The organism is Shinella sp. GW821-FHT11G07 (assembly GCF_058808115.1).
Genome location: NZ_JBXARJ010000016.1, coordinates 61,673 through 87,410 on the forward strand (window position 1 = coordinate 61,673; position 25,738 = coordinate 87,410).

The following is a 25,738-nucleotide window of genomic DNA, read 5'->3' on the forward strand; positions in this document are numbered from 1 at the left end:
GCATAGCGATAGCAGGCATTGCATGTACGACCCTCTTGTCCATCCGTTCCCCGCCCGTAGCCACCCGAATCCAGAGTCTTACTGGCTGAAGGTCAGTGAAGGAGAAGCTCGCGACGATGGCCCCGTGGCGGGGGATGCCGACGTTGATGTCGCGATCATCGGTGGGGGGTATACCGGCCTTTCCGCGGCACTCGCTCTAGCCCGCGATTATGGGGTCAAGGCGACCGTTCTGGAGGCCCGCTCTTCCGCATGGGGCTGCAGCGGACGGAACGGAAGCTTCGCCCGGATCTCGGGCGGACGAGTTTCGTGGGCGGAACTTGTCAAGACTCACGGGCCAGATGTTGCCCGGGCATATTTCAAGGAGCTCAAGCAAGGCCTGGATACGGTTCGCGACTTGATCTCCGTCGGCAACATCGCGTGCGACAAGCAGCCTGATGGGGTCTACAAAGTCGCCACCTTCGCCAGCCATGCCCACTCGCTCCGTCGAGAAGAGGAACTCTACAACAACGTTCTCGGCTATCCGGCCCGGTATGAAGAGGCGAGCGGGCTGCGCGGCGTGCACGAAGGTCCCGAAAGCCACGGCGCCCTTTACCTGCCCGACGGGTTCTCGCTGAACCCCTTATTGTTGGCGCGCGGCCTCCATCGCATGGCGCGTGAACATGGCGCTTGTATCCACACGAATTCGCCTGTGACGGATTGGATTACCGAAGGCGGTGCGCATCGCCTCGTGACGCCGACCGGGACGATCCGGGCAAAGCGCGTCATTGTCGCGACCAACGGATACACGTCGTCGCAACTGCACGCGCGTTTGGCAGCGCGTGTGCTGCCAGTCCACTCGCAAATCATCGTGACGGCCCCGATGAGCGATTCTCAGGTGGCGGCAAGCCTTCCATCGGGAAAGTGCATGTTCGATACCCGCGAATTGCTGTTCTACTATCGCCGTCTACCGGACAATCGAATGCTGTTCGGCGGGCGAAGTGCCATCACCGGCAAGGACGCGGAGGCGCCTCGCCATCGTCAATATCTCCACGATGCGATGACACGCAAATTTCCAGCGCTCGCTGGAATCGGCATCGAGCACTGGTGGGGCGGTTGGGTGGCCGTCACGCGAAATTCCCTTCCTTTCTGCTATCAGGTGCCCGGAATGGGTGATGTGTTCACGGCCGGCGGCTATGCAGGCAGCGGTGTTTCCTTCTCGATCCACCTCGGCACGAAGCTTGCGATGATGGCGACGGGCCGGCGGTTCGAGACGGGCGCATCATTCCTCACACGCCAACCGGAGCGCTACCCGTTCGCCTCTTTCATCCGGCTCGGGCAGTGGATGGCATACCGCTGGCTTCATGCCAAGGATGCTCGCGAAGCGCGCAGGGCGGGGTGACGCATATGCGGCAAGCCCTGCAACTTTTCTCACGATCTTCCCTGCTGGCTTTTGGTGAACTTCCATCGGGGCGGGCGGGCAAACTTGCCAGAGTGACAGCAAGAAAGCGGATGCTATGACAGTGGTCCCCTTCAACCTGCTGCGATCGAGTACAATGACAGACGCTGAAGATTCACCTCTCTACGTTACCGCACTTGCCAAGGGCCTTTCCGTGTTGACGGCATTCGGCCCTTCTCAACCCGCCATGAACCTGCTCGAACTCGCCGAAGCCACGGGCTTGAACAAGAGCACGATTCAACGTTCGGTGTTCACGCTTGAGGCGATGGGCTACCTCGCGCGCGAGGGTAATTCCAAACGATACCGCCTGACGGTGAAATCCCTGGAGTTCGGGACGGGTTACCTTCAGACAAGCGAACTGATTGAGCGGGCGTCTCCTTATCTTCATGAGTTGAACCGCCAATGCCAGGAAAGCTGCAATCTGCTTGAGCCGTCCGGAACGGAGATGGTCTACGTCTCGCGGTTCACCAGCCACAAGCAGATTACGATTCACGTTCCCATCGGACACAGGCTGCCGATGTACTGCACGGCGGCTGGGCGCGCCTATCTCGCGGCATTGCCCGCAGAAGAGGCCGCGGAGACTGTCGCGCAGTCCCGGCTGATCGCTTTTACGCCCAGGACCATCGTCGATCCGGCTCAAATCCTTGACACGCTGGGCCGCACGCGCAGAGAGGGTTTTGCGCTCGTTGCCGAGGAAATCTACGTCGGCGACATCGCCGTCGGCGCCTGCATCGTCAACGCCGAAGGGCATCCTCTCGGTTCGATCAACATATCCGTGCCCTTCAGTCGCTGGCGACCGGAGGACGTAGCTTCGGAGCTTGCTCCGCAGGTGGTCAATGCTGCCCGAGCGATATCGAGCGCGGCCAAAGGGCTGAAACCCCCAGGCGCTGCCAGAAGCAAATCCCAGTAACAGCCTACTTCGAGGACAGAACATGCCAATCCAACGTTTTGAACCAAACGGAAAACGTCTCAGCCACGTGCTGGTCCACAATGGGATCGCCTACGTCACAGGCCAGGTTCCATCCGACCGTAACCAGGATGTTTCCGGGCAGACGGTCCAGGTTCTTGCGCGGATCGACGAACTCCTCGCAAAGGCGGGTACGGACAAGTCCAAAATCCTTTTCGCACAGGTCTGGCTAAAGCATGTCGTCTCGGATTTCGCAGCCATGAACAAGGCTTGGGAAGACTGGATTCCCGAAGATGCGCTCCCCGCGAGAGCGACGGTAGAAGCAAACCTCGCAGCCGAGAACATCCTGGTCGAGATCGCGGTCCAGGCCGCTGTCGAATCCTGAAAACACCGAAACCAAAAAGCAGACCAACTCCAAGCAAAAGGATGGGGAACAAAATGCGTAGGACCTTAGCAATCACGGCCGTGGCGACACTGCTTGCCGGCACGGCTGTCAGTGCCGCCGACACGACGTTGACGATTTCCAGTTACGGTGGTGGTTACCAGGAGGCTCAGTCAAAGTCGTATTTCCAGCCCTTCATGGCGCAGAACCCGACTGTCAAGATCGTGGAAGACAGCTCTTCGAGCAACGCAAAGCTCAAGGCCATGGTCGAGACAGGCAATGTCACGCTTGACATCCTGGTGACCGACGACAGCTTCGGGCTCGAAGCGGATGGCAAGTGGCTCGAGCCGATCGACTACGCGATCGTCGACAAGTCGAAGTTCATCGAAGGCGCCGCTGGCACGTATCGCGTCGCCGCCGACATCGAAGGCACGGTGCTGGCTTACAATTCCGAGGAGTTTTCGGGAGAGGCGCCGAAGGGTTTCTCTGATTTCTTCGACTCCACGAAATTTCCCGGCTCGCGCGCTGTCTGGAAATATGCGGCTTCAGGTATTTTCGAAGCTGCCCTCATTGCCGATGGCGTCAAGGCAGAGGACCTCTACCCAATCGACGTGGAACGGGCCCTGAAGAAGCTTGATACGATCAAGTCCGATATCGTGTGGTGGGAAAGCGGCTCGCAGTCCGAGCAGCTGCTGTCGAGCGGCGAGGCGAGCATGGCTCTCGTCTGGGTCGGGCGAGCCGTCAGCGTCGCCAACAAGGGCATCAAGATCGACTGGACCAACTGGACGTCGCAGACGGGCTACTGGGTGGTTCCGAAGGGTACGAAGAACAAGGAAGCTGCCATGAAGGCAATCAGCTTCTTTACCGAGCCCGCCCAGCAGATCGAATTCACCAAGTACATGCCCTATGGTCCCTCCAACAAGAACGCCGTCGGCTCTGTCGACAGCACGTTCAAGGGTAGCCTGCCGACGGATCATCTCGACACGCGCGTCCTCATGAACGCCGACTGGTGGGCAGAGAACGGTGCGAAGATCGATCTCCGCTTCCAGGAATGGCTGCTTCAGTAAGGCTTTCGGCCGGAGACCCGCCGATCTCGGGCGGGTCTTCTCCCAACGTTCTGTTCGGAAACACAATGACCGCATCAATCAACGATCGCAGCTTGCCGATGAAGGCGGGGCCGCAGCGGAGCGTCCGGCTGCCGCCGGTGCTTTGGCTGATCGTCCCCTCGATCCTCTTCCTTGCACTGTTCTTTGTGTTTCCCCTGCTAAAGCTCGTGGCGATCTCGCTGCCCGGTGGCAGTGTCGAGTACTACCAGCAGATTTTCACGACCCCGATCTTCCTGCGGGTCATTGGCGAGACTTTCCGGGTTTCGCTCATCGTGACCGTTGTCACGGTCGTCGTCGCCTATCCGTATGCCTATGCCATGGCGCATGGTGGGCGTTCTGTCCTTCTGCTTCTCACCATTGCACTGCTCATCCCTTTCTGGGTGAGCCTTCTGCTGCGCAGTTTCTCGTGGATCGTGCTGCTTCAGAACAGCGGTCTGATCAACGACTTCCTGATCGCAATGGGTCTGATCGACAAACCGCTTCGCCTCATCCGAACTCCGCTGGGCGTGACGATCGGCATGGTGCATATCCTTCTGCCCTACGCGGTGCTCCCGCTCTACACTGTCATGAAGAAGATAGATCTTCGTCTGATGGAGGCTTCGTCCATCTGCGGTGCGAGTTGGCTGCGCGGGTTCGCGCGGATCTACTTTCCATTGTCCTTGCCCGGTGTCGTGGCGTCGGCAATCCTGGCGTTCACGCTGGCGCTCGGCTTCTACATTACCCCGGCTTTGCTCGGCAGCCCGCGTGACATGATGATCGCCCAGATGATCGCGGGGCAATTCAATGAACAGCTGAATTTTGGTCTGGGCGCCGCGCTCGCGGTCGTCCTCATGGTCTTGACGGCCGTCGCCTTTGGAGTGTTCGGCAGTGTGTGGGCCGCCCTGCAACTGCGTGGCCGGCGCAGGGGGGAGGCGTGACATGGACAAGCTGAGACGCATTCTCTTCTGGCTCGTGGTCGCCCTGACGGCGTTGTTCCTGCTGTTGCCAACGCTGATCATCGTGCCGATGTCGTTCACGACAACGCCATCGCTCGAATTCCCCCCCGTGGGCTTCACCCTCGAATGGTACGGCAAGGTTATCGGAGCATCCGACTGGCAAGGGGCGCTCGTGAACAGTCTGGTCGTCGCCGTGGCCGCATCGGTCCTCGCGACCGTCATTGGAACCGCGGCCGCACTCGCATTGCACGCGCATCGGTTCCCCGGAAAGACCCTCGTCATGGGGCTGCTCCTTAGCCCGATGGTCACGCCCGTCATCGTTCTTGCGGTGGGGATGTATATGGTCTTCTCCGGATGGGGGCTGGTCGCGACCCGGCTTGGATTGATCTTCGCCCACACGGTCCTTGCGATACCCTTTGTTGTGGTGTCCGTGCTGGCAAGTTCGAAAATGGTGAATCCCTCCCTGGCGCCTGCCAGCCTGGGTCTGGGAGCGGGCCATTGGTTCACCTTCCGCAGGGTTACGCTGCCGCTGATCATGCCCGGCGTTTTGTCGGGAGCGATCTTTGCTTTCATCACATCTTGGGACGAAGTCGTCATCGCGCTGTTTCTCGCCGACGCCCAGACCCGCACGGTTCCGATCATGATCTGGAACCAGGTGCGAACCAATCTCGACCCTGCCACGGCCGCCGTTGCTGCGATACTCATCGTGCTGTCGGCGCTTGGCGTCCTTCTTTCCTACAAATTCAGGGAATCCAGATGATGAACGCCGCCCTTGAGAACACTGCGGGACCGGCAATGAAGCTCGACGGGGTTTCGAAACTCTATGGAGCCGTCAAGGCTCTCGACAACGTGTCGTTCGAGCTTAGAAAAGGCGAATTCCTGACCATGCTCGGCCCTTCGGGATCTGGAAAGACGACCTCGCTTCGCGCCATCGCCGGCTTCATCCAGCCAACATCGGGAAGGCTGTTCATCGACGGCCGGGATATGACGGTGGTCCCGCCGCAGAAGCGAAACATCGGAATGATGTTCCAGGACTATGCGCTTTTCCCGCACATGTCCGTTCTGGAGAACGTCGGCTATCCGCTCGAGACGCGCGGCATCAAGCGGGTCGAGCGGGAAAAGCGAAGCATGGAGATGCTTGAAATCGTCGGCCTTGCCCATTGTGCGAACCGCTATCCGAAGGAAATGTCCGGCGGCCAGCAGCAGCGAGTGGCGCTCGCCCGTGCGCTCGTGTTCAAGCCCGACATCGTCCTTCTGGACGAACCGATGGCCGCACTCGACAAGAAGCTGCGCGGTCAGATGCAGATCGAGATCATGCACATCACCCGGCAGGTCGGCGCGACCGTGGTCTCGGTCACGCACGATCAGGAGGAGGCGCTTGTCATGAGCGATCGCATCGCCGTCTTCAAGGATGGTCGCCTCGAGCAAATCGGCACGCCGCATGAGCTTTATCTCCAGCCGCGATCCGAATTCGTCGCCGACTTCATCGGAGAAGCCAACCTGTTGCGCGGCGCTGTCCGATCGACAGGTGATGGCGTTGTCATCGAAGGTGAGACCTGGAAGGCGAACCTCCCCAAAGATGATCCCCGGGCGCAGTCTCTAGCGGGTGCGCAGAAGGCCTGCGTGGTGCTTCGTCCCGAGCGCATCCATGCGGTTCCGGTGGGTTCCGCATTCGAAAATGCCGGCGAGGGGGTGATCGAGGACAAGATCTACCTTGGCGTGGAATACAGGCTCGTCGTCCGGATGGCCGATGGCGGCAAGATCAATCTTTGCAGCCGGGATGTCGCTTCGATCGCGGCGATGAACCCCGGTGAGCGGATCGGCCTGGCCTGGGCCGTCGATGACATCGTGGTCATCGGCGGGTGCGGGTGATCAGGCGATACGGGGGAGGCGGACTGTGAGCCATGACGAGCAGCAGGCTGGAGTGGTGTTCTTTTGGAACGGCTCCAGGATCCGGGCAGAGCAGGGCGACAGCGTTGCCGCTGCCCTTTGGCGAGCCGGGATCACCACCCTTGCGCGCTCGCGCAAACTTCACCGTCCGCTCGGTTACAGCGGGTCGTATCCGACGGGCGTGCTGGCCCGGGTGAACGGGCGCCCGAACGTCCGGCTCGACCAGATTCGTGCGCAAGACGGCCTCGTCGTCGAAATGCAGAATACCTGGCCGTCCCCGCGTTTCGATCTTCTCAGTTTGGCTCAGTTCCTGCCATCGAAGGCTGTCTATGGCGGCTTTGAACATGGCGCCTGGATGCCGAGGTCCGGGCTGGCCTATCGTTTGGCTGAACGGGCAATGGCAAACCTTGCGGGCGTGGCCCGACCTGCCGACGTCACCATTCAAGCCCTGGCGGTGCCCGGTGAATGTGTTGCAGTGGATTGCCTTGTTGTCGGCGGAGGCCCCGCCGGGATTTCGGAGGCAAACCAACGGACTGCGTTGGGTGAAACGGTAGCGCTTGTCACGAGAGGGGAAAGCCTCGCCCGTTTTGCGGGTTCTCTGGGAATGGCCGTCGAGCCGCTTCATCCGCAGGTCCGGTTGTTTGCGGGCATGGAGCTTTTTGGTGTGTATCGCGAAGGCGCGATCATGGTCGGATCCCCGCACGACAATACGCGGGGTGCTGTCGTGTTCGAGCCCCGCACGGCCGTGTTGGCGACCGGTCGGCGATCCATACCCCCCTTGGTCAAGGGCAATCAGTTGCCCGGCGTACTGGATGCGCATTCCGCGCTTCAGCTCGCCGCCATTCATAACGTCATACCGGGAAGCCGCGTTGCGGTGGTGGGGACGGGAGCCGAGAACGCAGTCGCGGAAAGACTTGCTGCTCTCGGCGCGAAGGTGGTTCACCAAGGACGGGTCGAAGAACTCGTCGAGATCGAAGGGCGGAACCGTGTCACGGTAATTCGTGCCGCCGCGCAAATCCGGTGCGATGCCGTCGTTCACGCCGGTCCGTGGAGGATCGATCCAAGCCTTGGCTTCCAGGCATCGGGCGAGGGGATTTTCCAGATGCAGGCGCATCCGTTGCCGGGCTCGATGTCCGTCGTCGGCGCAGCAGCGTTGGGGGACGAACGCATTTCTGCGCGCAGGCATCTTCACCCCGACACCTTGATTTGCCCCTGCATGGATGTGACCGCTGGCGAACTCTACTGCCACATCGACGATGGCGAGACGGACCCGGAAGTTCTGAAACGGCTGACATCCTGTGGCATGGGGACTTGCCAGGGGTTTCCATGCTGGGAGCACATGCTGGCGATGCTTGCGGCGCGCATGGGAACCGAACCGGAGATATTCGCTCGCCCAACCCATAGGCCCCCGCGTCGTTCGATAACGGTGGCACAGGCCGCGGGGCTTGCCGGACTCGTGGAGCCTGACCGATGAGCAAGCCTCTTCCCAAGCGGGCATCCGTGGTGATCATCGGTGGCGGGATCCAGGGTCTGTCCGTTGCGTTCAATCTGGTCGAGCAGGGGCAGCGCGACATTGTCGTTCTCGATGCCGGCTACTGGCAGGGCGGCGCTTCCGGCCGCAACGGAACATTGATTCGGCCGGGTTTTGCCTCTGAGGCCTGGACGGAACTGTTCGTGCTCACGGTGAGGGAGTGGGAGAGCTGGTCAAAGCGTCTCGGCGAGAACGTCATGTTCACGCAGCGCGGATATTCCGTGGTGTCCGAGGCGGAAAAGAGCGAGGCAATGCTTCTCGAAGGCCTAAAGGTTCAGAAGCGCCTTGGGGTCAATAGCTGGATGCTGTCGCGCCGGGAAATTGACACGCTCCTTCCGGCAATCAACAAGTCTCGCGTCAGGGCGGTACAGCATCAGCCGGATGGCGGCGTGGCGCCGCATCATGCGGTGATGAAGGGGCTTTTGGCGTTCTGCCTGCGAAACGATGTCGATGTGCGCTACCGGACGGCCATCACGGGGCTGGAGCGGACAGCTTCGCGTGTGACCGCCGTTCTGGTCGGCGACGATCGCATCGAGGCAGATTGCGTTGTTTCATGCGCAGGGCCCAACAACCCGGAAATTGCTGCGATGGCCCGCGTGCCGCTGAATGGCTTCGGGATGCGCATCGAGGCCATGGCCCTCGAACCCACCCGCCCTCTTATCAAACCCGCCATCGCGCTGATCGATAGCCTTGCCTATTTCCACCAGACTTCGCGCGGTGAAGTGGTCGGCGGGACTGAGGTGCCGGAGCGGCCTCGCATGTCGTTGAAGGTCGATCTTCCCGTCATGGCGAACATGGCGAAAGTCTACCTCGAAATGTTCCCGCAGCTCGGCGAGGTCCGCATCCTGCGCCATTGGGCCGGGCAGCTTCACGCATCCTCCGACTATGCCCCCCTCCTGGGTGAACATCCGGACCTGAAGGACTTCTGGTTTTCGGCGGGGTGGTCCTACGGTTTCGCGGGTGCGCCGGCTGCTGGAAAGCTTTTGGCGGAAGCGATCGTAAAAGGCCGGATCGATCACAGGATGAAGCCCTTCGCGCTCGACCGCTTCGAAAAGACAGGACCGATCGTCGAGGGCGGGATCGTGCTCGCATGATCGTCAGATACAAGATTGTCATACAAACACAAAGGACAGCTCCGATGAGCAATCACCAGAATTTCTACATCGATGGCGCTTGGGTTTCGCCCGTGAAGCCGCAGACGCTCGATGTCATCAATCCGGCGACAGAAGAGGCATTCACCCGGATCTCCGTCGGTACCGGGGCCGATGTCGACAAGGCAGTCGCGGCGGCGAAGGCCGCTTTCGAAACGTTCTCGCGTACGACGCCAGCCGAGCGGCTTGCCCTCCTGAAGCGCATCCATGAGGTGTATCTTGAGCGATTTGAGGACATTGCACAGGCAGTGTCTGCCGAAATGGGGGCGCCGCTCGCATTCGCCCGCGACGCTCAGGCGTGGGCGGGACGAGGTCATCTCGAGTCCACGATAAAGGCGTTCGAGGCCTATTCGTTCAGTGAAAAGCGCGGCACGACGACAGTGGTCAAGGAACCCATCGGTGTCTGCGCCCTGATCACGCCGTGGAACTGGCCGCTCAACCAGATCGTCTGCAAGGTCGCTCCGGCGATTGCCGCCGGCTGCACGGTCGTCCTCAAGCCGTCGGAAATTGCGCCGATCTCCGGCATCGTCTTTGCAGAGGTGATGCATGCGGCCGGCGTGCCGAAAGGCGTGTTCAACCTCGTCAACGGTACTGGGCCGGACGTCGGGCAGGTCATGGCGTCTCATCCGGATGTCGATATGGTCTCCTTCACCGGGTCGACCAGGGCGGGCATCATCGTTGCTAAAGCGGCGGCCGACACGGTCAAACGCGTCGCCCAGGAGCTTGGCGGCAAGTCGGCGAACATCATCCTTCCCGACGCCGATTTCGAGATGGCGGTGACGAAAGGCGTTGGCGGCTGCTTCAGCAACACCGGGCAGTCCTGTGACGCGCCCACACGTATGCTCGTACCGAAAGACCGCCACGACGAGGCGCTGGCCATCGCGAAGACCGCGGCTGCGGCTTTTCGCACGGGTGATCCGAACTCCGCGGAGACGAACCTCGGTCCCGTGGTGAGCCAACTCCAGTTCGACAAGATCCAGCGGCTGATCGAAGCGGGTATCAGCGAGGGCGCAACGCTCGTGGCCGGTGGCCCCGGGCGGCCGGATGGGCTGAACCGCGGCTATTACATCCGGCCAACCATATTCGGGAATGTCACCCCGACCATGACGGTCGCCCGTGAAGAAATCTTCGGCCCCGTCCTTTCCATCATTCCCTACGAGGATGAGGAGGACGCCATCCGGATCGCTAACGACACCGTGTATGGCCTTGCTGCCTATATTCAGTCGACGGATATCGAGCGTGCCCGCCGGGTCGCTTCGCGCATGCGTGCCGGATCGGTCTATCTGAATTATCCGGCCTGGGACACGATGGCATCCTTCGGCGGATACAAGCAGTCGGGCAACGGTCGCGAATACGCCGATTTCGGCATCCACGATTTCCTCGAGATCAAGAGCATCGTTGGCTACGGCCAATAGTTTACATTTCAGCGCCTGAGCATGGCCTGAAAATCGGCGCAGGCGGACACGCCTAGCGCCGACACATCACAACAGAAATCGAACGGGCGCGCGCTCCACCAGGAGTACGCGAGGGAATTCTGTTGTCTTTCCCTCAACGATAAAAAGGAGAACAGCTAGTGATGAACAAGGTTACGCGTCGTGTCTTTCTTACGAATTCGGTGGCTGCGATAGGCGCCGCGGCTATTGCGAACCCGTTTGCGACAGCCCTGGCGATTGATCCATCGTTTCAACAGCGGGAATGGGATGTCATCGTTGTTGGCGCGGGCGTGAGCGGTCTTACCGCTGCTCATGATCTCGTCAGAGACGGCTACAAGGTCCTCGTTCTGGAGGCGCGGGGTCGAATCGGCGGAAGGATGTGGACGGACCGCACCTCGATGTCGATTCCAATCGAAAGAGGCTGCGAGCTTGTGCATGGCGGGCCGCACGTATCGACATGGGCGATCGTACAACAGGAGAAGCTTCAGACGCACATGTTTACCCGATACTATCGCCGAGTGAACAAAGGCGATCCGTGGCAGGCGCGCGACGCGGTCGAGCATTTCTTCTTCCCGTCAGGCAAGCCGGATGGATTGAAGCTGCCGCTGCCGGAAGCCGCGTCCGGCCAGAAGGCCCAGGCCTATCTAGAGCAGATCGGCCTGCCACCCGAGAATTGGCCGGTGAATATACATCGTCTGGCGATCGATACCGAACCGCTGTACAATCAGGAAGCGGGCGAGGAACTGCTGGACACCCTCCGCCAATGTATAGAGATCAGCGACGACCCTGCCAGCTTCACGACCATCCCCCGTCCCGATCCGAACAATCCCGAAACCAATGACGGGGATTATCGGGTCATTGGCGGCTACGATCAGATCCTGCGTCCGCTTGCGGCGCCGTTGACGATCCAGCTCGACACCCAGGTCACAATTGTCGCATACACGTCAAAGGGTGTTGAGATCGAGACGACAAAAGGGGCGTTCAAGGCAAAGCGCGCCGTGATCACCTTGCCGGCGGGCGTTCTTCAAAGCGGCAACGTGAGGTTTGACCCTCCACTTCCTGAAATGAACCTCGCTAGCTTGCGATCCTATCGATATCTGCCGGTCTACAAGTCGGTCCTCGAATTCGATCGGCAAGTCCTGGAGTTCGACGGAAAGCCGACGGATCAGGCGGCGGCCTACATGCACGACCCCAAGAGCATGTGGAACGCTTCATTGGGAACGCCTGGTTTCGAGGGAGAGATATGGGTGAACTGGTCCACCGGCGACGCGGCGGCACGGCTTTGGAGCCTGAGCCAAGACGACCGCCTTGCAGCTTCGCTCGACCAGGTGCGGTCAGCGGCAGGCGACGACAGCCTGACATTCAAGAATGCCGTCCTTCACGATTGGGCCAATGATCCGTATTCATTGGGTGCATATGGTCGGGGAGCAGGAAAGGACCTGTATGCTCCTGCAATGGGCGTGTTGTTCTGGGCCGGCATCAGCACCAGTTCGGTTCATCGCTCGCATGACAGCGGACGAGCCGCCGCCGAAGCGCTGAAGGCTACTTTGCCGTTGTGAGCAAATGCGACGGCACTAAAACGCCCCACACCCGCGTCTGGACGATGCGTTGGTCGTGATCTCCAGCACTAAGCATAAGCCCTCTTCGCGGAGGGCTTATGCATTTGTGGGGCTGACATCGACGGCGATGGCAAGGTCCAACAACCGGCGTTGTTCAGGCCTTGACCGTGATCCTGCCCCTCATGTTGGGGTGGAAGCGGCAGTAGTAGTCGACGGTATCGTCGGCGGTTGCCACATGCGTTGCCACCTTGCCTGGCGGGATCAGGACCTCCCAACCGCCCTTCACGGTCGCGGTGTGGGCGAAAGGGTCTTTGTTGGCCCATTCGATGGTCTCGCCGGCCCTGATTTCGATTTCAGCGGGCAGGAAGGCCAGCTTTTCGATCGTGACATGGACCGTTCCGTTATGCGCGCGGGCGAGCGCGCTGCCCGTCATAACGGCCGCGCCGGTTATCAGGATCTGCCGTCGGTTGAGCAGGCCCGGCGTCATTTGAGGCCTGCCGCAACGCGCTCGGCATGCTGCTGGTGGCCCTGGAACAGCTTCAGGCCGGTCTCCAGCAGGCTTTTCAGCTCTCCGTTCTCGGCGGAAGGGATGAGCAGCGTCTCGAGCGCACCGTTCACCTGCTTGTGATAGGCAATCTCGCTGTCGACATAGGCCTTGTCGAAGGCCGCGCCATCAAGCTTGCCGAGTGCGGCGCGTTTCTCCTCCGCAGCCTTGGCGAGTGCCTGGCTGGTCGCGTTGTCCTCCGCCGTCACGTTCAGTTTCTTGACAAGCGCCAGCGCCATGTCGTTGACGGCGGTGTGGTCCTTCTGCATCGACTCGGCGAAGGCCTTGACGTCGGCGTTCGTCGTCTTTGCGAGGGCGAGCTTGGCGGCCTCCACATCGATGACGCCGGCGCTGTAGGCGATATGCGCGATCTGGGGATCGGTCGGCTTTTCGGCGGCCATGGCGCAGGTGGCGGCAAAGGCGAGGCAGGCCGCACCGAGCGTGGACATCAGGGTCTTCATCGGGGTCTCCTTGGCGCGGCGACTGGCCGGCGCCGATTTGTGTTGACGTAGCATTGGATGCCCGCCCGTTGAGGAGGTTCCCGTTATTTTTCGAGGCCCAGCCTGGCGATGACGGCGTCCGTCAGCCGGCTGCAGCGCGCGCCGGCGAAGGGAAAGGCGTCGATGAGTACCGGGCCGATCTGTTCTTCCAGCCGGGTGCGGATCTGCTTGCGGGCGCGATGCAGGCGTGTCTTCACGGTAGCGGGTGGCAGGTCGAGAAGCATCGCCGTTTCCTCCACGCTCAATCCCTCGATGATGCGGGCGACGAAGACCAGGCGAAAGGTATCGGGGAGCGCGTCGGTTGCCTCCTCGACGAGGTGGAGAAGCTGTCGCTGCGCCATGACGCGCTCCGGATCGGCGGTGGGGGAGACAAGCGGGAAGGGGATGATCTGCGCATCTGTCGGTAGGGTGACGGCGGAGCGCTTCAATCGTTTCTGCGCGCGAAGCCGCATCAAGGCGGCGTTGAGAGCAATGCGTGAAAGCCAGGTCGACAGGGACGAGCCGCCCTTGAAGGTTCCAAGGCCGGCGAAAGCGCGCAGATATGCGTCTTGTAACACCTCTTCCGCGTCCGCATTGCTGCGAACGACGGCCCGCACCAGCCGATAGAGGCGCTGGTTGTGGATCGTGATGATCTGTCGGATGGCCTCGACGTCGCCCGCCACTGCGCGGCGGATCAGGTCGGCTTCCTGCGTGGCGAGGGGGTGAAGGGGACTGTTCTGCAAAGCTGGCATCGGCGTGCTCCTTTCGGGACAATATTGGATGCCGGTCCTGCCGCAAGGTTCCCGGAGGCACGCGGCAGGTGGAGGGATTTTTCGGTAGTGCTGCCTTTCCGCTTTTGTTATCGACCCATCGATGGAATCCGATCGCCGTGCAGAGAACGATAACGCCGGCATCATGTCTCGGTAACCATATCTTCAAGAGATCATCGCACTGTCTCGCGCAGGAGACCGGTGATGGCGAAGAAGACTACCAGGCGAAAGAAGACGACGGGCACGAAGCGTTCTGCTGCGGCGGGGCGAGGCGGCATGGCGCATTGGTATGTGCTGGGCGCGGCCGTGATCGGTGGCGTTCTCTATATGGACAACCGGGTTCCGGGGCCGGAAACGCCGGCGACGGCGATCCGCACGGCCTCCATCGAGCGCAAGGAGAAGAAGGTCGAGCGTGAGGTGCCGCTGCCGCGGCCGAGGCAGGAGCTCACTGGAAAAGTGGAAAAGCTCCCGCTCGAGCAGGCACTGCCGGCTTTTTCCGGCAAATGGTTCATCTGCACGACGCAGTCCGACTACTGCGTGCTCGATGGCAGCACGATCCTCTATGCCGGCCGCAAGGTGCGGCTTGCCGATATCGATGCGCCGGCGGTTGCGAACGCACGCTGCGACGCGGAGCGCCTGCGCGGCGGTGATGCCAAGCTGCGGCTGCGCGAAATCCTCAACGAGGGCGATGTGACTCTGGTCGCGGCGAAGGACGGCGCACGGGCAGGGGCCACACCACATTTCGTGCTGCGAAACGGTCAATCGGTGGGCCATCGGCTCGTGCAGGAAGGGCTCGCAAAACCCTGGACGGGGCGCCATCAATCCTGGTGCGGTTGAGGCATTAAATCTTGCGCAACCTGTGTCTTTCCGGCACAAGCCCGACGCAAGCCAGCGTTCCTATGCTTTCCGTTAACCGGGATGGTGCCGGCTGGAAAGGGACAATGACATGTCGAACGATCTCGAGCGCTACAGCGACCCGGACAATGCAACGGTTGCGCTCTTCCTCCTCGAAAATGACGCGGACGAACTGACGGACATTCTAGTGGCCGCGCTCAACGAAGCCTTCCGCATTCTCGGAGACGAACTGTCACCTGCGACATTCCACTAATTCTACGTATCGCTTTCAGGCGAAGCCGCGGCACATTTTGCGCGAGACGCTTTGATCGCAGAAACGAAAGAGGGGCCGTTAAGGCCCCTCTTGCTTTTTGGGTTTTGTCTCACCCAAAGCGCTGCACACTTTTGCGTGATATGTTTTAAATCAACCGGCGGCAACGATCTGGCGCTGCACGCCGAGACCGGCGATGGAGACTTCCATGCGATCGCCCGGCTTCAGGTAACGCGGCGGCTTCATGCCCATGCCGACGCCGGGCGGCGTGCCTGTCGTGATGACGTCGCCGGGTTCGAGAATCATGAACTGCGAAATATAGTGCACGAGGAACGGCACGTTGAAGACCATGGTGCTCGTTGAGCCGTTCTGCACCTGCTCGCCGTTGACGCTGAGCTTCATGGCGAGATCGCCTGTGTCCACCTCGTCCGTCGTCACAAGCCAGGGGCCGATCGGCCCGAAGGTCGGGCAGCCCTTGCCCTTGGTCCACTGGCCGCCGCGCTCGATCTGGTAGGCGCGCTCGGAAACATCGTTGCACACGCAATAGCCGGCGACGTAGTTCAGCGCATCGGCTTCCGAGACGTAGGAGGCGCGCTCGCCGATGACGACGGCGAGTTCCACTTCCCAGTCGGTCTTCTCCGAGCCGCGCGGAATGAGGATCGTGTCGTCCGGGCCGACGATGCAGGAGGGTGCCTTGTTGAAGAGCACCGGCTCGCTCGGCACGGCCATGCCGCTTTCGGCCGCGTGGTCGGCATAGTTGAGGCCGACGGCGATGAAATTGCCGACGCGGCCGACGCAGGCGCCGAAGCGGCTGTCTTCCGGCGCAAGCGGCAGGCTCTTCGGGTCGATCGCGGCAAGGCGCTTGAGGCCTTCCCGGCCAAGCACGTCGCCGGCAATATCCGGTACCACGCCGGACAGGTCGCGAATCTTGCCGTCCGCGTCGATGATCCCGGGCTTTTCCGCGCCCGCCGCGCCAAAGCGCACCAGCTTCATGTGAACCTCCATTGAATGCCAGTTATGATTTCGGTTGCGCGCACCTTCCATCTGGTTTTACATCAAGTCAATGATTTTCGAAAATCTTCTGATTTTATAAATTCGGTGTGACGCATGGAACAGAAGAAGGGAAGTGGACGTACCCTTGCGGCGGAAGCCTATGCGGCAATCCGCCAATCCATCCGCACGGGCGCGGTCAAGCCGGGCGACCGGCTGCGCTTTGCCGACCTCCAGGCGCTGTGCGGCATGAGCGTGACGCCGGTGCGCGAAGCGCTCGCGCGGCTGACGGCGGAAGGTTTTACCGTGCTGGACGACCACCGCGGATACAGCGTCGCGGGCCTGTCGCTGGAGGAGCTACGCGACGTCACGGCGACGCGCCAGCTTTGCGAGGGCGAGGCGCTGCGGCTATCGGTGCTGAAGGGAGATGCGGACTGGGAGGGCAGGGTGATTGCCGCCCACCACCTGATGGCGCGCATACCGCAGGCGCGCGAGGACATTCCGTCAGCGATGCGGGAGGATTGGGAGGCGCGCCATACCACCTTCCATGCCGCCCTCATTTCGGCCTGCGGCTCGCCGACACTTCTGGAGATCTGTGGAAAGCTGTTTTCCCGCGCGGATCGCTATCGGCGCCTGTCCGTCAGCCTCGAGGGTGCGGCGCGGGATGCGACGGGAGAGCATCGTCGGCTGATGGACCGCGCGCTGGCGCGCGATGCAGACGGAGCGGCCGAGGCGCTCCGCGAGCACTACGGCCGGACGGCCGCAGCGCTCGAGGGCTTTTTCAAAGCGTGACGCCTACTTGCTGACGACGACCGTCGCTCCGCCGATCTCGGCACCACCGCCGATCGCTACGTTGAGCGAGACATAGTCGCGCGCCAGCTGGCGGATCGCGGTGGCGAGCGCCAGGCGGGATTCGGCGACGTTGCGTTCAGCATCGAGCACGTCGAGGATGGTGCTGGCGCCGCCGCGATAGCTTTCGCGGGCGAGGACCAGGGTCTGGTCGAAGGTTTCGACGACCTTACGCTGGGCGGCGACCGTCTGGTAATCGCGGATCAGCGCGGTCTGGGCGTTTTCCACTTCCTCGACGGCGTTGAGCACTGTCGATTTCCAGGTCAGATACTGCTGCTCGGCGTCCGAACGGGCGACCTTGACCTGCGCCTTGAGCGCGCCGCCGTTGAAGATCGGCAGGGAGAGCGTCGGGCCAAACGACCAGCTCGTCAGGTTGCCCACCCTAGTGTTGAAGTTGCGCGCCGCCCCGATCGAGCCACCGAGTTCGATGCTCGGATAGAGATCGGCTTCCGCGACGCCGATCTGCGCCGTTGCGGCCTGCAGGCGACGTTCGGCCGCGCGGATGTCCGGACGGTTGCGAATGAGGTCGGCCGGAATGCCGGTGCGCGTGGAATAACGCGGCATTGGCTGGGAAGAACCCTTGATCAGGCTGGAGGTGATCGTCGCTGCCGGCACGCCGAGCAAGGTCGCAATGTGGTTTGCCGACTGGTGGAAGCCAGTTTCGAGTGCCGGCAGGTTGGCGAGCGTCTGATTGACGAGACCTTCGGCCTGCAGCACGTCGAGGCTGGAGGCAGCACCCGCTTCCTTGATTTCGTTGGTGAGCTTTAGCGTCTCACGGCGCGAGACCAGGTTCTTGCGGTTGAGCGCGAGCGCTTCCTGGAAGTAGCGCGCGCTGACATAGCTCGACACGAGGTCGGACAGATAGGCGAGGCGTGCAACGCCGACGTCATCGTAAGCTGCGTCGAGCGAGGCGTTCGCCACTTCTCTCTGCCGGCGGTACTGGCCGAAGAAGTCGATCAGCCACGAGGCGCTCAAACCGGCGTTCAGAGATTTCGATTCGGAATGGCTCGCGCCGGTGGTGCTCGTCCGGCGCAGATAGTTGCCGTCCTGGCCGCTGACATTACCTTCTGCGGACAAGCCGACATTCGGCAGGGCGCCTGCGCCAGCGATGATGACGTTCGCTTCGGCTGCTGTGATGCGCTCCAGCGCCTGCTGGACGGTCAGGTTTTCAGCCATGCCCTGATGCACGAGCCCGTTGAGGCGCTTGTCGCGGAAGGACTCCCACCACGGATTGAGCGCGACGCTTTCGCTGCTCGTGGCCTTGCTTTCGGAAAACTTGGCCGGCAACGCGGTGTCGGGCTTCTGGTAATCGGGTCCGACGACGCAGCCGGACAAGAGAAGCATGGTGAGCGGAAAAAGCGTCCTGGAAAAATTCATGGGTCTACCCTGCCGGCCATCATGGCATACTTAACGGAACAAATGTGCGATTCACTCTTTATTCATGTTTGGGCGGAAGATCGAGCCCCCACCCAAGAAAGAATGGTCCCACAGCGTTTTTTCCCCGCTTACCTGGGAGGGTGTGTCCGTCGTGCAACTGGGGCATTTGCCCGAATGTCGCATTTTCGCTCGGTCGGCGAAAGTCCCCCTTCGAAAACACCCCGCAAGGTTGCGTCACGGCATTTCCTCGGATTGCCCGTCTTTGCGACATATTTTTCTGAAAAATGCTGCATGAGCGAACAGAATTTTGTGATTCGAATTGTCACACAAATTCGGCAGCAATTTTTTCCAAAATTCTGCCGATTCCATTGACAAGGAAAGGAGGCTCGCTTATGTGTTGGAGCATCGCATGAGGACCGCATGCGTTTTAACCCCGGTCCCCCTGACGCATCCATTTTAGAGCGTCGGCGCCAACAAGAGGGAGTGCCCATGTACGACATCAACTGCATCGCCTCCGTGTGTGTGGCGTACTCCTGTCGTGAAACGATTACAGGGAAAGCGCATACGGCACTCCGCCGAATGTAACCGCACTTCCCTCTTCGAATTAAGCGCAAGATTGAATTGGCTGCACCTTCGGTGCGGCAGGAGTTGTTATGCAAAAGCAAGTTATCGAAATCGGTGGTGAAGCCGTCGGCGTTGTCGTTCCTGATGAGGATCGGCTGAAGTTCGTAGCCGTTAAATATTCCGTTTGGGACCTGGATTCGCAGCGTTTCTCGTCGGCAGACGAAGTGCGCATGGCAATCCGTCGCCTCCTGAATGACCCGGCTGCCGCCACACGGGCGTTGCCCCCGGCCCAAAGCGCGGCCGCCTGAACCGAAATTCTGACGATCCGGCATTTCCAGGCCGGATATCGACCGGCCCCGCCAATCAACGGGGCCGGTCATGTTTTGTGGACAGTGCATTCACCGGGCGCCGGCTGGCGCGGACTGTGAAATCCTGATTGTTTACCGCCTGAAAGGAGGTGCCCCATGACCAGCGGCATCCATCACATCACGGCGATCACCCGGAAAATCCAGGCGAATGTCGATTTCTACGTCGGCTTTCTCGGCCTGCGCCTCGTCAAGCGAACGGCGGGCTACGAAGACGCCGATCAGCTCCACCTCCTGTATGGCGATGCGGCGGCAAACCCCGGCTCGCTGATCACCTTCCTTGCCTGGGAGGACGGATCGCCTGGCCGTGTCGGGCTCGGCCAGCCGGCGGAGATCGCCCTCGCCATCAAACCGGAGGCGATCGGCTTCTGGCTGACGCGGGCGCTGACGCACAACATTGCGCTCACCGGCCCGGCGCAGGAGTTTGGTGAACCAGTGCTGCGTCTGAAGGATCCGGACGGCATCATCGTCAAGCTCGTCGGCGAGGCGGACGTGGAAGGGCCGGCCCCCCATGTCACGAAGGACATCGCGGTGGCGGATGCCATCCAGCGTATTCGCGGCGCGACGATCTTCTCCGAAAAGCCGGTGGAGACTGCGGCCTTCATCACCGGGCATTTCGGCTACCGCACGGTCGCCGAGGCGAACGGCGTCACCAGGCTCGCCGGCGATACGGGCGATGTGCTCGACATCCGCAATGCCAGCGGCTTCTGGACATCGGCGCCCGGCACGGGGACGATCGATCATATCGCGTTGCGCGCGCCGGACCGGACTGCTGTCGAGGCCATGGCCAAGCGGCTTGCCGATGAGGATGCGGGTGATACGAACATGCACGACCGCACCTATTTCTACTCGCTCTATGTGCGTGAGCCGGGTGGGTCGCTCATCGAATACGCGACGGATGCACCGGGCATGACGGTGGATGAGCCGCTGGAAAGCCTCGGCAGCAAACTGTTCGTGCCGCGGCATTTCCGGGCCGATCCCGAGGAGGTCCGTGCCCGGCTTCCGCAGTTCGCTCTCCCGGGCGAGGAGCACATCACGGAGCGCGACCTGCCCTTCATCCACCGCGTGTACCGTCCGGAAAGCCCGGATGGTACGGCCGTGGTGCTGTTGCACGGTACCGGGGGCAACGAGACGAGCCTGCTGCCTTTCGGCGTGCGGTTGGCGCCGCAATCGGTCCTGCTCAGCCCGCGCGGGCGCAGCGTGGACGAAGGCTATCCGCGCTTCTTTCGCCGGTTGACGGCGACGACTTTCGACCAGAAGGATCTTGTCGGCGAGGCGGAAGCCTTTGCCGCCTTCCTGGAGGGCGCGAATGCGGCCTATGGACTGGATCCGCAGAAGACGCTCTTCGTCGGATATTCGAATGGTGCCAACATGATCGGCGCGGTCATGCAGCTTCATCCGGGCCTCATCCGCAATGCGGTGCTGCTGCGCGGCATGAACGTTCTGGAAAGCGCCCCGCAGGCTGATCTTTCCGGCACCAACGTGCTGATACTGACGGGCAAGTCGGATCCTTACGGCTCCTATGCGACGGCGCTCGAAACGCGTCTGACTGCGGCGGGTGCATCCGTCGAAAACCGGTTGCTCGACGCTGGTCATGAACTCGCCGCTGCCGATCTGGATCTGGCAAAGGCCTATAGGGAGCGGATGATCGGCTGACGGGACCGTCGCCGTAAGACAGAAAAGGGGCATGCCGGCTGGCATGCCCCTTTTTGATTCGGTCGATCCATTGAGCGGCCAGCCTTAACGCCTGTGCTCGGCAACGAAAGCCGCAAAGCCCGCAATGAAGGCCCGAAGTTTCTTCTCCGTCGCCTCGTCGACGATTTTTCCATCCTGGAAAACCGTGCCGGCGCGCGAGACCATCAGCTTGGCGCCGAACCACGGCACGGTGCCGAGCGTGCGCATGACGGGCAGCCAGGCTTCCTGCGACAGGAGCGTGCCGAAATTGCCGGGCGAGGCGCCGGTGATCGCGAAGGGTTTGCCGGCGAAGACGCGGTCAATGTCGGATGAGGGGCGGCTCATCCAGTCGATGGCGTTCTTGAAGACGCCGGGAATGCCGTTGTTGTATTCCGGAGTGAAGAGAAGGACACCGTCCGCGTCCGCAACGCGGTCCTTGAGACGGGTGACGGCATCCGGGATGCCGCTTTCGGCCTCCGCGTCGCCGTCATAGAGCGGAATGCCATGGATCGAGCCCTCGACGATCTCGACGCCCTCCGGCGCCATGGCTAGGGCGGCGCGGAGCAGCGCCGTGTTGAAGGAGCCCTTGCGCAGGCTGCCCGAGATTGCCACCAGTTTCGTCATTTGGGTTCTCCTCTTTGCAGACGGCATAAAAAACCCCGGCGGACTGTTTGTCACGCCGGGGTTTTATCTGGTTTAGACGAGCGGCTTCAGCCGGGCCTCGATTTGCGCACGGCGCGGTTCGAGGAAGGGCGGCAGCGACAGGCTTTCGCCGAGCGTTTCAAGCGGTTCGTCCACCGCAAAGCCGGGGCCATCCGTGGCGATCTCGAACAGAATACCGTTCGGCTCGCGGAAGTAGAGCGAGCGGAAGTAGAAACGCTCGACCTCGCCGCTGGAGGGCAGGCGGAAGCCGCGCAAACGTTCCGTCCACGCATGCAGCGCCTCTTCATCCGGTGCACGGAAGGCGACGTGGTGCACGGCGCCGGCACCCTGGTGGGCGACCGGCAGATCCGGCTCGACGGCGACATGCAGTTCGGCGGCAGGGCCGCCGTCACCCATCGAGAAGACATGAACGTCACCTGCCCCGTCCGGGTTCGGATAGGTCGACGTCTCCGTCATGTTCATGATCTGGACAAGCACGGTCTGCGTGTTGCGGATGTCGGGCACGCTGAGCGTGATCGGGCCAAGGCCCTTGATCTGGTGTTCGGCCGGAACCGGGCTTCTGTCCCACGGGTTGGCCGGCGCGCCGGCATTGTCGACGACAAGGCGGAAGCGCTGGCCTTCGCCATCTTCGAAATCGAGTGAAGCGCGGCCGCCGATATCATGGATCTCACCGGCCTTGACCTTCAACTCGGCAAAGCGAGCCTTCCACCATTCGAGGGTGGCAAGGGTTGCGACGCGCAAGCCGGTGCGGGAAACGCTGTGGGTGCCGCGCCGTTCGTGGCCGACCGGCCAGTCGAAGAAGGTGAGATCCGTGCCGGGAGATGCGAGACCATCGGCGTAGAACAGATGGTAGGCGCTCGTATCGTCCTGGTTGACGGTTTTCTTGACGAGGCGCAGGCCGAGCACCTGCGTGTAGAAGCGCAGGTTTTCCGCCGCATTCGCGGTGATCGCGGTCAGATGGTGGATGCCTGTCAGCTGTAGGGTCATGATAAACTCCTCTCCGGATCTATCCGGGGCGTTCTGGTACGTACCCCGCTGTCGGGGCCTTGCGTTGAAGCGAATATCGCCCCTCGCATGCGCTGCCGAAAGACCGGGTCGGGCGAACGGATTGTTCACTTTTGTTGAACGACCTTGTTGCCCTCAGAATGCTGGATCTTCTGGCACGTAGCCGCCGTTCTTCCTCCCGGCGTTCTCACCCATTCTGTTCCAATGTTAGCGCCTCCGAAACTTATCGTTTCATAAACCAACCCTCCGTACGCTGCCGGTTGCGAAATGACTTCGTCTCTGCTTCGCCGCGCCCGTCGGCATGTCCACCCTTCCGATGAACTGCCGGTCCGGAATTTCCGCCCCGCGCGAGGAGACGTTCGATGCTGCCGAAGACTGCGACTGCCCGAAACATGTTCGCCATCGTTGCGACCGGTGTTGCCACGACCGTGGCGACGGCGGGCGTTCTGCTGTGGCTCTCCTACCGTGCGGTCGAGGAGCGCTCGATTTCGGAAATGGTGAATGCGGCGGAGGCGAGTGCCGGCAAGGTGGAAACCACGTTCGCGCAGGTGAAGACGCTGAGCTGGAACCTGCGGTCTGCGATTTTTGCGATGAAGGACAGTGCTACGCCAAGCCGCGAGATGGTCGATGCGACGTTGAAGCGTTTGTTGACCGACAACCCGTTTGCCGTCGGCCTCAGCACCGGCTGGGAGCCCGACGCCTTCGACGGCAAGGACGCCGAATACAAGGACAAGCCCGGCCACGATGCGAGCGGCCGCTATGTTCCCTATGCCATTCGTTCGAACGGCGTGGCGGTGATCGAGGCGCTGGTCGATTACGACAAGGACGGTGCCGGCGACTACTACCAGATCCCGAAGAAGACCGGGAAAGATCTGCTGACGGAGCCCTATACCTACAATGTCGGCGGCAAGGACACGCTGATGACGTCGTTCATGGTGCCGTTGATGTACGACGGTACCTTCAAGGCGGTGTCCGGCGTCGATGTTGCGCTCGATGCGCTGGCGGCCGACATGGCCAAGCTGAAACCACTCGGCGAGGGTTACGTCACGCTGCTCAGCCAGGGCGGCAGCATCGTCAGCCACCCGGATACCGCGGCACTTGGCAAGACGCTGAAGGATTCCGGTCTCGACGTTGCCGCCTGGCAGCAGCTCATCGACAATCCGCACAAGGCTTTCGAGATGACCGATGCCTCGGGCGTTGCCTCGATGGCCGTCGCCGTGCCGGTGCCGCTGCAGCCGGGCACCACTTGGTACGCCGTCGTCTCCGTGCCGAAGCGCGTCCTCTTTGCCAGCCTTTCCACGCTGGCCATCACATCCATCATCGTCATCGCTATTGCTGCAGGCCTGTTGATTTCGATCGGCTGGCTGCTTGCCGCGCGCTTCCGCAAACGCCTGGCCACCGTGATTACGGCTACGAGCGAGATTGCCAGTGGTCGCACGGATGTCGATCTTTCCGAATCTACGCGTCAGGATGAAATCGGCGAAATGGCCCGATCGCTTGCCGTGCTGCGCGATGCGACACTCGCCAAGCTGCGTCTCGAAAGCGAGGCGGAAGAAAACCGGGCGCTTTCCGAAGACGAGCGTCGCCAGCGCGCCGACGAGGCGGCCGAGCGTGAACGCCAGACGCGCATCGCCGTCGAGGCACTGGCCGATGGCCTGCAGAAACTGGCCGACGGCGACATGACGCACCGGATCGAGCATACCTTTGCCGGCTCGCTCGACCAGGTCCGCCACGATTTCAACGCCTCCGTCGAGAAGCTGCAGTCGGCGCTGCGCTCAGTCGGCGGCAATGCCAATGCCATCCAGGCCGGCTCTGCCGAAATCCGCTCTGCCTCCGACGATCTTGCCAAGCGCACCGAGCAGCAGGCGGCCTCCGTCGAGGAGACTGCCGCCGCGCTGGAGGAGATCACCACGTCGCTGAAGGATGCGACGCGCCGTGCCGAGGATGCCGGCCAGCTCGTCGAACGCACCCGCGCCGGCGCGGAAAAGTCGGGTGAGGTGGTGCGCCGCGCCGTCTCGGCGATGAGCGGCATCGAAAATTCCTCGCGCGAAATCTCCAACATCATCGGCGTGATCGACGAGATCGCCTTCCAGACCAACCTTCTGGCGCTGAATGCCGGCGTCGAGGCGGCGCGTGCCGGTGAGGCCGGCAAGGGTTTTGCCGTGGTGGCGCAGGAGGTTCGCGAGCTCGCACAGCGTTCGGCCAATGCAGCCAAGGAAATCAAGGCCCTCATCACCAAATCGGGCGAACAGGTCCATCTTGGTGTTACGCTCGTCGGTGAGACGGGCTCGGCGCTCAGCGAAATCGTCAACCAGGTCCAGGAAATCGACGTCAATGTCGCGGCGATCGTGCGTTCTGCGCGCGAACAGTCCACGGGCCTCAACGAGATCAGCGCAGCCGTGAATTCCATCGATCAGGGCACGCAGAAGAACGCCGCCATGGTGGAAGAGCAAACTGCGGCAAGCCATGCGCTGGCAAACGAGGCGACGGCACTCGATGCGCTCATTGCGCAGTTCCGTCTCGGCATGGGAGGGGCTAATTCCCGCCCGGTCGCTGCATCGTCCGCCGAACATCGCCCGGCGGCATCCGGTGCGCGGGCGCTCGGCAGCAAGCTTACCCGTGCCTTTGGCGGCGGGCAGGCGGCGGCCAGTGCTGCGGCGCAGGACTGGCAAGAGTTCTGAGCCGGTTTCGATGGCTTTCAGGAAAAGGCGGCCCATCCGGCCGCCTTTTTGCTGTGCGTCAGAAAAGCGCACAACTTTTGCGCCGTGCACAGCATTTAACCAGGTTGGCGGCTAACGCTGCGCGCCCTCTATGTTAGGAATGGCTTTATCGTTTTGAAATCGAATGGCTATTGATAATTCTCTCGGCTTGGCATGCTTCCTGCTTTCTTGGGGATAGGTCCAGAGGGGACCGAGATAGAAGCGTCCAACGAATGGCGCTCCGGGAAAGCCGCTGGCAGCTCTGTGGGAACCGCAAAGGTTTCGAAGCTGCCAGCGGCTTTGTTGTTTCCGGCCCTTACACGCG

Annotated in this window: 24 protein-coding genes; 17 read left to right on the plus strand and 7 right to left on the minus strand. The window is 61.7% G+C overall.

All coding sequences use genetic code 11. The features are described from left to right. The first annotated feature begins 22 nt into the window (after nucleotides 1-22). The 11 genes from AC1RT2_RS25885 to AC1RT2_RS25935 all read left to right on the plus strand — a co-directional run bounded on the left by AC1RT2_RS25885 (nucleotide 23) and on the right by AC1RT2_RS25935 (nucleotide 12,329). Nucleotides 23-1,378 (plus strand): NAD(P)/FAD-dependent oxidoreductase, encoded by a 1,356-nt coding sequence (locus tag AC1RT2_RS25885; RefSeq protein ID WP_493106591.1) that lies wholly within the window; start codon nucleotides 23-25, stop codon nucleotides 1,376-1,378. A gap of 154 nt (nucleotides 1,379-1,532) precedes the next feature. Next, complete coding sequence (locus AC1RT2_RS25890; protein WP_069061279.1) at nucleotides 1,533-2,345, plus strand: IclR family transcriptional regulator; 813 nt, start codon at nucleotides 1,533-1,535, stop codon at nucleotides 2,343-2,345. Nucleotides 2,346-2,367: 22 nt separating this feature from the next. Beyond that, a complete protein-coding gene (locus tag AC1RT2_RS25895) occupies nucleotides 2,368-2,727 on the plus strand; it encodes a RidA family protein (protein ID WP_493106593.1) in 360 nt (119 codons plus the stop codon). Nucleotides 2,728-2,780: 53 nt separating this feature from the next. Beyond that, a complete protein-coding gene (locus tag AC1RT2_RS25900; RefSeq protein ID WP_493106595.1) occupies nucleotides 2,781-3,791 on the plus strand; it encodes an ABC transporter substrate-binding protein in 1,011 nt (336 codons plus the stop codon). Between the two features lie 65 nt (nucleotides 3,792-3,856). Next, on the plus strand, nucleotides 3,857-4,747 hold the full coding sequence (locus AC1RT2_RS25905) for an ABC transporter permease (RefSeq protein ID WP_493106597.1): 891 nt from the start codon (nucleotides 3,857-3,859) through the stop codon (nucleotides 4,745-4,747). Between the two features lies 1 nt (nucleotide 4,748). Continuing rightward, the gene (locus tag AC1RT2_RS25910) at nucleotides 4,749-5,525 is read left to right on the plus strand and encodes an ABC transporter permease (RefSeq protein ID WP_493106599.1); all 777 of its coding nucleotides are present in this window, start codon (nucleotides 4,749-4,751) and stop codon (nucleotides 5,523-5,525) included. Beyond that, a complete protein-coding gene (locus tag AC1RT2_RS25915; protein ID WP_493106601.1) occupies nucleotides 5,522-6,637 on the plus strand; it encodes an ABC transporter ATP-binding protein in 1,116 nt (371 codons plus the stop codon). Before AC1RT2_RS25910 ends, AC1RT2_RS25915 begins: the two co-directional genes overlap by 4 nt. A gap of 25 nt (nucleotides 6,638-6,662) precedes the next feature. Then, nucleotides 6,663-8,129 (plus strand): 2Fe-2S iron-sulfur cluster-binding protein, encoded by a 1,467-nt coding sequence (locus tag AC1RT2_RS25920; protein WP_493106603.1) that lies wholly within the window; start codon nucleotides 6,663-6,665, stop codon nucleotides 8,127-8,129. After that, entirely contained in the window at nucleotides 8,126-9,280 is a 1,155-nt protein-coding gene (locus tag AC1RT2_RS25925) for an NAD(P)/FAD-dependent oxidoreductase (protein ID WP_493106605.1), read from the plus strand. The genes AC1RT2_RS25920 and AC1RT2_RS25925 overlap by 4 nt, the downstream gene beginning before the upstream one ends. 44 nt (nucleotides 9,281-9,324) lie before the next feature. Then, the gene (locus AC1RT2_RS25930) at nucleotides 9,325-10,752 is read left to right on the plus strand and encodes an aldehyde dehydrogenase family protein (protein WP_493106607.1); all 1,428 of its coding nucleotides are present in this window, start codon (nucleotides 9,325-9,327) and stop codon (nucleotides 10,750-10,752) included. A 161-nt stretch (nucleotides 10,753-10,913) separates the two neighbouring features. Then, nucleotides 10,914-12,329 (plus strand): flavin monoamine oxidase family protein, encoded by a 1,416-nt coding sequence (locus tag AC1RT2_RS25935; protein ID WP_493106609.1) that lies wholly within the window; start codon nucleotides 10,914-10,916, stop codon nucleotides 12,327-12,329. Between the two features lie 154 nt (nucleotides 12,330-12,483). Here the strand turns inward: AC1RT2_RS25935 and AC1RT2_RS25940 are convergent, their stop codons facing one another. From AC1RT2_RS25940 to AC1RT2_RS25950, 3 genes are all read right to left on the minus strand, one after another. Beyond that, nucleotides 12,484-12,816: a cupredoxin domain-containing protein gene (locus AC1RT2_RS25940; RefSeq protein ID WP_493106611.1), complete on the minus strand. Its 333-nt coding sequence runs from the start codon at nucleotides 12,814-12,816 to the stop codon at nucleotides 12,484-12,486. Next, entirely contained in the window at nucleotides 12,813-13,322 is a 510-nt protein-coding gene (locus AC1RT2_RS25945; RefSeq protein WP_493106726.1) for a DUF4142 domain-containing protein, read from the minus strand. The genes AC1RT2_RS25940 and AC1RT2_RS25945 overlap by 4 nt, the downstream gene beginning before the upstream one ends. A gap of 95 nt (nucleotides 13,323-13,417) precedes the next feature. Then, nucleotides 13,418-14,104 (minus strand): RNA polymerase sigma factor, encoded by a 687-nt coding sequence (locus tag AC1RT2_RS25950; protein WP_493106613.1) that lies wholly within the window; start codon nucleotides 14,102-14,104, stop codon nucleotides 13,418-13,420. Between the two features lie 222 nt (nucleotides 14,105-14,326). Between AC1RT2_RS25950 and AC1RT2_RS25955 the strand changes: the two genes are divergently transcribed. Then, entirely contained in the window at nucleotides 14,327-14,959 is a 633-nt protein-coding gene (locus AC1RT2_RS25955; protein ID WP_493106615.1) for a thermonuclease family protein, read from the plus strand. A 109-nt stretch (nucleotides 14,960-15,068) separates the two neighbouring features. Beyond that, nucleotides 15,069-15,230, plus strand: a complete 162-nt coding sequence (locus AC1RT2_RS25960; RefSeq protein WP_493106617.1) for a hypothetical protein — start codon at nucleotides 15,069-15,071, stop codon at nucleotides 15,228-15,230. Between the two features lie 150 nt (nucleotides 15,231-15,380). On the opposite strand, the gene AC1RT2_RS25965 is transcribed toward AC1RT2_RS25960, so the two are convergent. Next, nucleotides 15,381-16,220, minus strand: a complete 840-nt coding sequence (locus AC1RT2_RS25965) for a fumarylacetoacetate hydrolase family protein (RefSeq protein WP_069057832.1) — start codon at nucleotides 16,218-16,220, stop codon at nucleotides 15,381-15,383. A 114-nt stretch (nucleotides 16,221-16,334) separates the two neighbouring features. Here AC1RT2_RS25965 and AC1RT2_RS25970 point away from each other — a divergent pair, with 114 nt between their 5' ends. After that, entirely contained in the window at nucleotides 16,335-17,009 is a 675-nt protein-coding gene (locus tag AC1RT2_RS25970) for a GntR family transcriptional regulator (protein ID WP_493106619.1), read from the plus strand. A gap of 3 nt (nucleotides 17,010-17,012) precedes the next feature. Here AC1RT2_RS25970 and AC1RT2_RS25975 read toward each other — a convergent pair whose 3' ends face one another. Then, nucleotides 17,013-18,443, minus strand: a complete 1,431-nt coding sequence (locus AC1RT2_RS25975; protein WP_493106621.1) for an efflux transporter outer membrane subunit — start codon at nucleotides 18,441-18,443, stop codon at nucleotides 17,013-17,015. Between the two features lie 653 nt (nucleotides 18,444-19,096). Here AC1RT2_RS25975 and AC1RT2_RS25980 point away from each other — a divergent pair. Beyond that, nucleotides 19,097-19,315, plus strand: coding sequence for a hypothetical protein (locus AC1RT2_RS25980; protein ID WP_493106623.1), 219 nt, complete (start codon nucleotides 19,097-19,099; stop codon nucleotides 19,313-19,315). Between the two features lie 156 nt (nucleotides 19,316-19,471). Further along, nucleotides 19,472-21,028, plus strand: coding sequence for a VOC family protein (locus tag AC1RT2_RS25985; RefSeq protein ID WP_493106625.1), 1,557 nt, complete (start codon nucleotides 19,472-19,474; stop codon nucleotides 21,026-21,028). Nucleotides 21,029-21,112: 84 nt separating this feature from the next. Here the strand turns inward: AC1RT2_RS25985 and AC1RT2_RS25990 are convergent, their stop codons facing one another. Beyond that, complete coding sequence (locus tag AC1RT2_RS25990) at nucleotides 21,113-21,670, minus strand: NADPH-dependent FMN reductase (protein WP_493106627.1); 558 nt, start codon at nucleotides 21,668-21,670, stop codon at nucleotides 21,113-21,115. A gap of 72 nt (nucleotides 21,671-21,742) precedes the next feature. After that, entirely contained in the window at nucleotides 21,743-22,696 is a 954-nt protein-coding gene (locus AC1RT2_RS25995) for a ring-cleaving dioxygenase (protein WP_493106629.1), read from the minus strand. Between the two features lie 380 nt (nucleotides 22,697-23,076). On the opposite strand from AC1RT2_RS25995, the gene AC1RT2_RS26000 reads away from it, so the two are divergent. Next, the gene (locus AC1RT2_RS26000) at nucleotides 23,077-25,395 is read left to right on the plus strand and encodes a methyl-accepting chemotaxis protein (RefSeq protein ID WP_493106631.1); all 2,319 of its coding nucleotides are present in this window, start codon (nucleotides 23,077-23,079) and stop codon (nucleotides 25,393-25,395) included. The last annotated feature ends 343 nt before the right edge of the window (nucleotides 25,396-25,738 follow it).